A 2,729-nucleotide genomic window follows, 5' to 3' on the forward strand; every position below is an offset into this window, starting at 1 on the left:
TTCTGGCCGACGGGCAGGTGGGGGGTTGGACGAGGCTGGCCAGCGCTGGTGGCGGCGGCGACCTCGGCCCAGGTGTGGTCACCGGCGGGGTGGAAGATCCGCGCGTAGGCGGCGAAACCGCCGGGCACCGCACCCGCGTGGCGAACGCAGGCCGCGTGCGGTGCGAGTCTTGCGTGCCTCGGGGGTCCGGGTAGAGGGCCGGGTCGTCCCGAAGCGGTGGGGGTCACAGCCCCCGGGGGCGTCAGGCCTGGGCGGCCGTGTTGACGCGCTTGGTGATGGCCGACTTCTTGTTGGCGGCCTGGTTGGCGTGGATGATGCCCTTGCTCACGGCCTTGTCCAGCGCCTTGGAGGCGGCGCGGGCCAGCTCGGTGGCCTTCTCGGTCTCGCCGGCGGCAGCGGCCTCACGGGCCTTGCGCAGAGCGGTCTTCAGCGAGGACTTGACGGCCTTGTTGCGCAGGCGCGCCTTCTCGTTGGTCTTGTTGCGCTTGATCTGGGACTTGATGTTCGCCACGAAGGAGCCTCAGTCTGTCTGAAAGGTCTGAACGGGGTCGCACCCGGTGGCCTTCGGTCCAGCTGAGAGGGCATGCCGAGGCCAGGTGCAGCAGCCCACGCTACCAGGGGCCCGCTGCCCGCCCCAAACCGGGCTCCCGCCGCGGACCCGGCCCCCGGGCCGCGCGGGGGCGGCGGACGGAGCCGGACGGAGCCGGACGGAACCGGACGGTGCCCGAACGGCAGCCTGCCCCGCGCTCGTGGGAAGATGGGAGGAACTATTTCGATCGGACGAGACTGTCCGGTCCCCGGGAAACCGGTCAGCGATGACCAGGACACCCCCGGCCCCGGACCAACGGAGAATCGGACCAAGGTGCCCGCGACCCCCAGCAATGTGCCAGAGCCCAGCCGTACCGACCCGGCGCTGATCCGCAACTTCTGCATCATCGCCCACATCGACCACGGCAAGTCGACGCTCGCAGACCGGATGCTGCAGATCACCGGCGTCGTCGACCCCCGGCAGATGCGTGCCCAGTACCTCGACCGCATGGACATCGAGCGTGAGCGCGGCATCACCATCAAGTCGCAGGCGGTCCGCCTCCCGTGGGCGCCGAAGACCGGGCCGAACGCCGGGACGACGCACATCCTCAACATGATCGACACCCCCGGCCACGTGGACTTCACGTACGAGGTGTCCCGCTCCCTCGCCGCGTGCGAGGGCACCATCCTGGTGGTCGACGCGGCCCAGGGCATCGAGGCGCAGACCCTCGCCAACCTGTACCTGGCGCTGGAGAACGACCTCACGATCATCCCGGTCCTCAACAAGATCGACCTGCCGGCCGCCCAGCCGGAGAAGTACGCGGCCGAGATCGCCCACATCATCGGCTGCGACCCGGGCGACGTGCTCAAGGTCAGCGCCAAGACCGGCCTGGGCGTCGAGGACCTGCTGGACCACATCGTCAACACCATCCCGGCCCCGGTCGGCGAAGCCGAGGCCCCGGCCCGCGCGATGATCTTCGACTCGGTGTACGACTCCTACCGCGGCGTAGTCACCTACGTCCGGGTCGTGGACGGGCAGCTCACCAAGCGTGAGCGGATCTCGATGATGTCCACCGGCGCCACGCACGAGCTGCTGGAGATCGGCGTCATCTCGCCCGAGCCGAAGGTCGCCGACGGCCTCGGCGTCGGCGAGGTGGGCTACATCATCACCGGTGTGAAGGACGTCCGGCAGTCCAAGGTCGGTGACACCATCACCTCGATGCACAAGGGCGCCACCGAGCCGCTCGGCGGCTACAAGGACCCGCGCCCGATGGTGTTCTCCGGTCTGTACCCGCTGGACGGCTCGGACTACCCGCTGCTGCGCGACGCCCTCGACAAGCTGCGGCTCAACGACGCCGCGCTCGTGTACGAGCCGGAGACCTCGGTCGCGCTCGGCTTCGGCTACCGCTGCGGCTTCCTCGGCCTGCTGCACCTGGAGATCATCCGGGAGCGCCTGGAGCGCGAGTTCAACCTCGACCTGATCTCCACCGCCCCCAACGTGATCTACCGGGTGGTCATGGAGGACGGCAGCGAGCACACCGTCACCAACCCGAGCGAGTTCCCCACCGGCAAGATCGCCGAGGTGTTCGAGCCGGTCGTGCGCGGCACCATCCTCGCGCCGAACGAGTTCGTCGGCGCGATCATGGAGCTCTGCCAGTCCCGCCGCGGCAGCCTCCAGGGCATGGACTACCTGTCCGAGGACCGGGTCGAGCTGCGCTACACCCTGCCGCTCGCGGAGATCGTCTTCGACTTCTTCGACCAGCTGAAGTCCAAGACCCGCGGCTACGCCTCGCTGGACTACGAGCCCATCGGCGAGCAGTCCGCCAACCTGGTCAAGGTCGACATCCTGCTGCACGGCGACGCGGTGGACGCCTTCTCCGCGATCGTCCACAAGGACAAGGCCTACGGCTACGGCGTGATGATGGCCGGCAAGCTCCAGAAGCTCATCCCCCGCCAGCAGTTCGAGGTGCCGATCCAGGCGGCCATCGGCTCCCGGGTGATCGCCCGTGAGACGGTCCGCGCGATCCGCAAGGACGTCCTCGCCAAGTGCTACGGCGGTGACATCTCCCGTAAGCGGAAGCTGCTGGAGAAGCAGAAGGAAGGCAAGAAGCGGATGAAGATGGTCGGCCGCGTGGAGGTCCCGCAGGAGGCCTTCATTGCCGCGCTGTCCACCGACGCCGAGGCGCCGAAGGAGAAGAAGT

General features: G+C 68.7%; 2 protein-coding genes. One reads left to right on the forward strand and one right to left on the reverse strand.

All coding sequences use genetic code 11. The features are described 5' to 3' along the window. Window positions 1-241: 241 nt before the first annotated feature. Complete coding sequence (gene rpsT / locus ACFU7Y_RS42700; protein WP_224284197.1) at window positions 242-511, reverse strand: 30S ribosomal protein S20; 270 nt, start codon at window positions 509-511, stop codon at window positions 242-244. A gap of 351 nt (window positions 512-862) precedes the next feature. Between rpsT and lepA the strand changes: the two genes are divergently transcribed. Further along, window positions 863-2,729, forward strand: a 1,867-nt coding sequence (gene lepA / locus ACFU7Y_RS42705) for a translation elongation factor 4 (protein WP_224284196.1), incomplete at its 3' end; no start/stop codon positions are given.

Origin of the sequence: Kitasatospora sp. NPDC057542 (assembly GCF_042801945.1) — a bacterium.
Lineage (GTDB): Bacteria > Actinomycetota > Actinomycetes > Streptomycetales > Streptomycetaceae > Kitasatospora.